8 protein-coding genes are annotated in these 6,857 nt (G+C 68.3%); 3 read left to right on the top strand and 5 right to left on the bottom strand.

The annotated features are described in order from the left end of the window. Nucleotides 1–503: thiamine pyrophosphate-dependent enzyme (locus A5732_RS23430; protein WP_253189110.1), on the top strand; the 503-nt coding region annotated here is incomplete at its 5' end. On the opposite strand, the gene A5732_RS23425 is transcribed toward A5732_RS23430, so the two are convergent. From A5732_RS23425 to A5732_RS23405, 5 genes are all read right to left on the bottom strand, one after another. Continuing rightward, the gene (locus A5732_RS23425; protein ID WP_076055065.1) at nt 489–1,202 is read right to left on the bottom strand and encodes a hypothetical protein; all 714 of its coding nucleotides are present in this window, start codon (nt 1,200–1,202) and stop codon (nt 489–491) included. The two genes, A5732_RS23430 and A5732_RS23425, sit on opposite strands and share 15 nt — an antisense overlap. Nucleotides 1,203–1,324: 122 nt before the next feature. Then, the gene (locus A5732_RS23420) at nt 1,325–1,546 is read right to left on the bottom strand and encodes a hypothetical protein (protein ID WP_076055067.1); all 222 of its coding nucleotides are present in this window, start codon (nt 1,544–1,546) and stop codon (nt 1,325–1,327) included. Nucleotides 1,547–1,604: 58 nt separating this feature from the next. Beyond that, nucleotides 1,605–3,116 (bottom strand): long-chain-fatty-acid--CoA ligase FadD17, encoded by a 1,512-nt coding sequence (gene fadD17, locus A5732_RS23415; protein ID WP_076103433.1) that lies wholly within the window; start codon nt 3,114–3,116, stop codon nt 1,605–1,607. 5 nt (nt 3,117–3,121) lie between these two features. Beyond that, complete coding sequence (locus A5732_RS23410) at nt 3,122–4,219, bottom strand: acyl-CoA dehydrogenase family protein (RefSeq protein WP_076103432.1); 1,098 nt, start codon at nt 4,217–4,219, stop codon at nt 3,122–3,124. A 29-nt stretch (nt 4,220–4,248) separates the two neighbouring features. After that, the gene (locus tag A5732_RS23405; protein ID WP_064951961.1) at nt 4,249–5,430 is read right to left on the bottom strand and encodes an acyl-CoA dehydrogenase; all 1,182 of its coding nucleotides are present in this window, start codon (nt 5,428–5,430) and stop codon (nt 4,249–4,251) included. Between the two features lie 212 nt (nt 5,431–5,642). Here A5732_RS23405 and A5732_RS23400 point away from each other — a divergent pair, with 212 nt between their 5' ends. Continuing rightward, nucleotides 5,643–5,834, top strand: a complete 192-nt coding sequence (locus A5732_RS23400; protein ID WP_064951960.1) for a ferredoxin — start codon at nt 5,643–5,645, stop codon at nt 5,832–5,834. 44 nt (nt 5,835–5,878) lie between these two features. Beyond that, a complete protein-coding gene (locus A5732_RS23395) occupies nt 5,879–6,793 on the top strand; it encodes a 3-oxoacyl-ACP reductase (RefSeq protein ID WP_064951959.1) in 915 nt (304 codons plus the stop codon). Nucleotides 6,794–6,857 lie beyond the last annotated feature (64 nt).

Below are 6,857 nucleotides of genomic sequence, written 5' to 3'. Positions count from 1 at the left end.
CGATCGTGGTCGACGAGTCGAACACCTCCGGTGTGTTGCTTGCGGGGGCGACCGCCGGCGCGCCGGCGCACGACTGGCTGACCCTGACCGGCGGGGCGATCGGCTACGGCATCCCGGCCGCGGTGGGCGCCGCGGTGGCCGCCCCGCACCGTCCGGTGCTGTGTCTGGAATCCGATGGCTCGGCGATGTACACGATTTCGGGATTGTGGACCCAGGCCCGCGAGAACCTCAACGTGACCACCGTGCTGTACAACAACAGCGCCTACGACATCCTCCGAATTGAGCTGCAACGCGTCGGCGCCGGGTCCGCGCCCGGACCCGAATCGCTGGCGCTGCTCGATTTATCAGACCCCACAATGGATTTCGTGAAGATCAGCGAGGGCATGGGAGTGCCCGCGCGGCGCGTCGCCACCGCCGAGGAACTGGCCGACGCGCTGCGCGCCGCCTTCGCCGAACCCGGGCCGCATCTGATCGACGCGGTGGTGCCGTCAATAACGGGCTAGGGTCGGCAGCCGGCTCAGCAGCCAGTCCGTCATCGTATTGACCACGTCGACGCCCGTTTCGAACGCGCCGTCGTCCGCGTCCGCCGCCAGCGCCACACCCCATTGGCCGGATGGGGTGGGAACGATGCCGAACTGGCGGACCAGGTAACCACCATGCACGCCCGGGCCCCAACCGCCTTTGGCGGCATGGCCTTTGGCGGCCAGGCCCCACTGGTCGCCGGCGACCAGCCGTTGCATCAGGTCGATCACTTCCACGGCGTCGGGGATGGTCGACAGCTCCGCGGCGAACCGCGCCTGGCGCTGCAGGCTCCACTGGGTTTGGCCGAAAGCGGTGAAGCCACGGCGAAGCCGCCGCGATTCGACCACCGTCGCGGTGTCACCGCCTTCGGCCACCACGCCCTGGACCCGCCGCGCCGCGTCCATCGGCTCGCCCAGTTGCGACCACAACTGTTCGGAGGCGCGATTATCGGATTCGGTGATGGCCTTCACCACCAGATCGCGCGAGCCCAGCCAATCGTTGCGCAGCGCCGCTACCGCCAGGGGGACCTTGATCGTCGACCATGCCACGCCCGACCACCAGCTGCCCAGCGAGAAGGTCCTGTCCGGCCGGGCGATCGCGACGCCGACGTTCGCCGGCGCCGTGGTGGCGAGCTGGTCGAAGCTGGCTTCCAGCGCGAGTTCGAGAGGCCGTGCGGTCATGCGCTGCTTTCGCTATCGGCGTGGATGACGCCGAGGTGGGCGACCGGCGCATCCACCATCGCGTCTCCTTGTCTTTGCGGCATTTTCATTGCGGCCCCGCATTCCTCTGCGGGGCAAGGTCGTCAGCCCGGCGGTGGCGGGAGCGGCGGCAGCGGCAGACCTTGCTCCGGCGGGGGAGCTTCCCAGTGTTCGGGTTCCGGCGGTGACCACACCAGCGGCGGCGGGGGCGGCAGCGGAGGCGGCGGGGGCGGCTCCGCCGCGGCGAAACCGGTGCCCAGGCCGAGCGCGGCGGCGCCCAGCGACCCAAGCAGGGTCGAGCCGGCGATCACTTCGCGGATTTTCATCAACCGCTGAGTTTACTGCCAGGACGACGCATCGGGCGGCAACGCCCGCTCCGGGGCGTTACCGGTGGATCTTCCACACCGGGTCGCCGCAGTCGACGCCCTGGGCGGCCAGCTGTCGCTTCAGCACTTTGAACGTCACCGTCCGCGGGAGTTCGGTGCTGATGCGCACGTACGATGGCCACTGTTTGGGGCCCAGGTCCGGCTGCTCGGCCAGGAAGGCGCGGAACTTCCCGTCGTCGAACTCGGTGCCCGGCGCCATCACCACCGCAGCCATCACCTGGTCGCCGACTATCGCGTCCGGCACCGGGTATACGGCGACCTCGGCGATATCGGGGTGGCGCAGCAACACCCGTTCGATCGGGGCCGCGCCCAGGTTTTCGCCGTCGACCCGCATCCAATCGCCCAGCCGCCCAGCGAAGTACGCGTAGCCGGCGTCGTCGCGGTAGGCGAGATCACCGCTGTGGTACACCCCGCCGGCCATCCGCTCGGCCTCGGCCGCCTCGTCGTTGTAGTAACCCTCGAAACGGCCCGGCCCCGCGGTGTTGACCAGTTCGCCGACCACGCCCGGCGGGCAGGACGCGCCGGTGTCGGGGTCGATGACGTCGATGCCGTCGGGAAGCGGGCCCAGTGAACCCGCCGGCGTATCGGGCGTGCGCGCGATGGCCACGCCGCCTTCGGTGGAGCCGAATCCGTCCTGCACGATGCACCCGAATCTGCGCCCGAAGCGCTCGATGTCATCGGGCACGCCCTCGTTGCCGTAGACCGCGCGCAGCGGGTTGTCCGCATCGTCGGGGCGCTCGGGCGTGGCGAGCACGTACGACAGCGGCTTGCCCACGTAATTCGCGTAGGTGGCGCCGTAGCGACGCACGTCGACGATGAAGTTCGAGGCGGAGAACTTGCGCCGCAACGCCATCGAGCCCTCGCAGGCCGCCGCGACCGCCCAGCCGACCAGCACCGCGTTGGAATGAAACAAAGGCATCGACACATAGCAGACGTCGTCGCGGCCGAGGGCGAAGCGCTGTGACATCGTCACGCCCGCGATCGCGACCTTGCCGTGGCTGCACTTGACCGCCTTGGGCTCGCCGCTGGTGCCCGACGTGAAGATCAACATGAAAAGATCCGCCGGCGAGGCGTTCTGAAAAGACATCGGCGCGTCGCGATGCGCGGCGATCTCGTCGGCCCACTCGGGCGAGTCGGCGTTCAGGTGCTCGATGTCGCCCAGCGTCTCGGCCGACTTCGAGTCGGCCAGCACCAGTTGGCAGTCGGCCCTTGCGATGTCGCGTTGCAGGGCCTCGCCGCGGCGCACCGGGTTGAGGCCCACCGGCACGATCCCCGACATTCCCGCCGCCGCCAGCATCGCCGAGAAGAACGGGGTGTTCTCCAGCAGCACGCCGACATGCGGCGGCCGGCCGGGGTCTAGCCGCGCCCGCAACGCCGCGGCGATGGCGGCACCGTGCTGCAGGTGATCGCGCCAACTCGTGAACGAGTCCTCGAAGTAGATACCCCGGTCGTCGATCTCGGTCAGCGGCGCCAGCAGCTTGGTGACCGTCAGGTCGTCGGTGAGATCCATTGCGCCTAAGCGGGCGTCTCGGCCAGCTCCCGGCCGATCCGGCGCAGCTGCCCCGTCGCGCCGCCCAGGGCGAACTCGGTCTCCTTGGCGGCCAGGAAGTAGCGGTGCGCGGGGTGATCGGTGTCGACGCCGACGCCGCCGTGCACGTGGACGATGGTGTGCGCCACCCGATGACCGGCGTCCGCCGCCCAGAAGGCCGCACTGGCGACGTCGATTTCGGCCGGAATGTCCTCCGAGACCCGCCAGGCCGCCTGGGTGAGCGTGAGCCGCAACCCCTTGACGTCGATGTAGCCGTCGGCCAGTCGCTGCGACACCGCCTGGAAGCTGCCGATCGGGCGATCGAACTGCTCACGCTCGCGCGCGTATTCGGCCGTCATCTGCAGACCCCGCTCGAGCACCCCGAGCTGGAAAGCGCTGCGGCCCAAGGTGCCCAGCGTGCCGAGCCACGTCACGACCTCGGCTCCGCCGACCTTGCGGCCCTCGTCCACCTGGGTCCCATCCAGCGCCAGGTGTCCGATGCTGCCCAGGCCTGTGGTTTCCAGTGCGGTCACCGTGACGCCGGGGTCGTCGGCGGCGACCAGGAAAACCGCAGTGCCGGAATCCGTTTCGGCAGGCACCAGGAACGCATCGGCCACCGGGCCGAAGCCGACCTGGGTGCGGGTTCCGGTCAGCCGGTACCCGCCGCCGGCGCCGGCGGCCTGCACGGGGCCTTCGCCCATCTCGCCGTCGAGGGCGACGGCCAGCGTCTTCTCACCGTTGACCGCGGGCACGCCCCAACTTTGTTGCAGCTCTTCGGAAGCGAACCGGGCCAGCGCTCCGGCGCCCAGCACCACCGACTCCAGGTAGGGCACCGCCGCCAGCTGGTGCCCCAGCGCGACCAGGATCGCGATCTGCTCGAGCGCGCCGAAGCCGTCGCCGCCCAGCGATGAAGCCGAGGCGCTGGACAGGATGCCGGCGTCGATCAGCTTGCGCCACAGGTCGCGGTCGAACCGCTGATCGAGCCCGTCGAGCTCCCGCTGGTGTTCGGGGGTGCATACCGAGTCCACGATGGTGTCGACCAGGTTGCCGAGGTCGTTCGCCGCTTCGGTGGTGGTGAAATCCATGAACGTCCGTCCTTCTATTACGTAGCGGCTCAGCGGTTCCGGGGCAGGCCGAGGGCGACCATGCCGATGATGTCGCGCTGCACTTCGTTGGTGCCGCCGCCGAACGTCAGGATCAGGCAGGCCCGGTGCATCCGTTCGACCCGGCCGCGCAGCAACGACCCCGGCGAATTCTGGCGCACCGTCGCGGCGGTACCCAGCACCTCCATCAGTAGCCGGTAGGCCTCGGTGGCCAGCTCGGTGCCGTACACCTTGGCCGCCGACGCGTCGGCGGGTGACAGCGCTTCGTCTGTCGCCGAGGCGAGTTCCCAGTTGATCAGCTTGAGCACTTCGGCCTTGGCGTGCACGCGGGCCAGGTTGATCTGCACCCATTCCGAGTCGATCAGCCGCGCGCCGCCGGCGTCCTTGGTGTTCTGCGCCCATTCGCGAACCTCGCGCAGGGCCAGGAAGATCGGTTGCGGCGAGACCAGCGCGACCCGCTCGTGGTTGAGCTGGTTGGTCACCAGTTTCCAGCCGCCGTTCTCCTCGCCGACCAGGTTGGTCACCGGGACGCGCACATCGGAGTAGTAGGTGGCGCTGGTGTCCACGCCGGCCATGGTGTGCACGGGCGTCCAGGAGAACCCCTCGGCGGTCGTCGGCACGGTCAGCATCGAGATGCCGCGGTGCTTCTTGGCCTCGGGGTTGGTGCGCACCGCCAGCCACACCCAGTCCGCGTAGGCGATCAAGCTGGTCCACATCTTCTGGCCGTTGATGACGTAGTCGTCACCGTCGCGCACCGCCGTGGTGCGCAGGTTGGCCAGGTCGGTGCCGGCGCCGGGCTCGGAGTAGCCGATGGAGAAGTGCAGTTCACCGGCGGCGATCTTGGGCAGGAAGAACTTCTTCTGTTCCTCGGTGCCGAATGCCATGATCGTCGGCGCCACGCTGTTGATGGTCAGGAACGGCACCGGCACACCGGCGATGGCGGCCTCGTCGGTGAAGATCAGCGAGTCCATCGGGGAGCGGTCCTGGCCGCCGTATTCCTTGGGCCAGTTCAGGGTGAGCCACCCGTCCTTGCCCATCTGCGCGACGGTGTCGCGGTACGCCGTGCCGGTGCCGACCTCGCCGCCCCCTGAAGAGGTCAGCGCCTCCCGGCGCTCGGGGGTCATCAGCTCGGTGAAGTACGACCGCAGCTCGCGACGCAGCTCCTCTTGTTCCGGGGTGTAACTGATACGCATTTCGGCCGTCCTTGAGGTTCACGACGTTCGGAGTAACAAGCCTCGTCACAGGCTGCAGCTCGACCAACGGCTACCCGTTCGTCTCCCCGGTTGTAACACGTTCTAGTCTGGGAATCCAGCGACCGTTTCGCCAGAGGTGTCGGGGCCCTATGGTGGACCTACATACCGATGAGGCGTGTTTTCAGGTGAAGGCCAGGTTCTAGGAGGGTGCTGTGCGGGTGATCGTGGACCGTGACCGGTGCGAAGGTAACGCGGTGTGCTTGGGAATTGCGCCAGATATCTTCGACCTGGACGACGAGGACTATGCCGTGGTGAAGCTCGACCCGATTCCCGCCGATCAGGAGCAACTGGCCGAGCAGGCGATCGCCGAATGCCCGCGCGCGGCACTTCTGCGCGGCGACTAATCCGAGCCCAGAGCGCGTAACCCGAAACTAGAGGTATTCATAAATTGACTAGCAGCACGAACGCGACCGATCTCTCCGGAAAGGTCGCGGTGGTGACCGGTGCGGCCGCGGGCTTGGGACGCGCCGAGGCGCTCGGACTGGCGCGTCAGGGCGCGACCGTCGTCGTCAACGACATCGCCGCGGCGTTGGACGCCTCCGACGTCATCGACGAAATCAACTCCGCCGGCTCGAAGGCCGTCGCGGTGGCCGGCGATATCAGCGAACGCGCGACCGCGGACGAACTGGTTGCTCAGGCCGACTCGCTGGGTGGCCTCGACATCGTGGTCAACAACGCCGGCATCACTCGCGACCGGATGCTGTTCAACATGTCCGACGAGGAGTGGGATCTCGTCATCGCCGTGCACCTGCGTGGGCACTTCCTGTTGACCCGCAACGCGGCGACCTACTGGCGCTCCAAGGCCAAGGACGCCGGCGGCCAGATCTTCGGGCGCATCGTCAACACCGCGTCGGAGGCCGGCCTGGTCGGTCCGGTCGGGCAGGCGAACTACGGCGCCGCCAAGGCGGGCATCATCTCGCTCACCCTCACGGCCGCACGGGCGCTGGGCCGCTACGGGGTGTGCGCCAACGCCATCTGCCCCCGCGCGCGCACCGCGATGACCGCCGACGTGTTCGGGGACGCCCCCGACGTGGAAGCGGGCGGCGTCGACCCGTTGTCGCCCGAGCATGTGGTCAGTCTGGTGAAGTTCCTGTCGTCCCCGGCGGCCGCCGAGGTGAACGGTCAGGTGTTCATCGTCTACGGTCCACAGGTGACATTGGTCGCCGCGCCGACCGTGGAGCGGAAATTCAGCGCCGACGGCGTCGCTTGGGACCCCGCACAGTTGAGTTCGACGCTGCAGGATTACTTTGCTGGCCGTGATCCTGAGCACAATTTCTCGGCTGGCGCACTGATGGAGCAATAGCCGTAAAAGGCTGGTTGATTGGGGGGAATCACCAGGTAGAACGTGTGTCAGTTTGACACGTGAC

This window comes from Mycobacterium colombiense (assembly GCF_001953985.1).
Taxonomy (GTDB): Bacteria; Actinomycetota; Actinomycetes; order Mycobacteriales; family Mycobacteriaceae; genus Mycobacterium; species Mycobacterium colombiense_B.
This window is presented reverse-complemented; position numbering and strand designations above follow the sequence as displayed.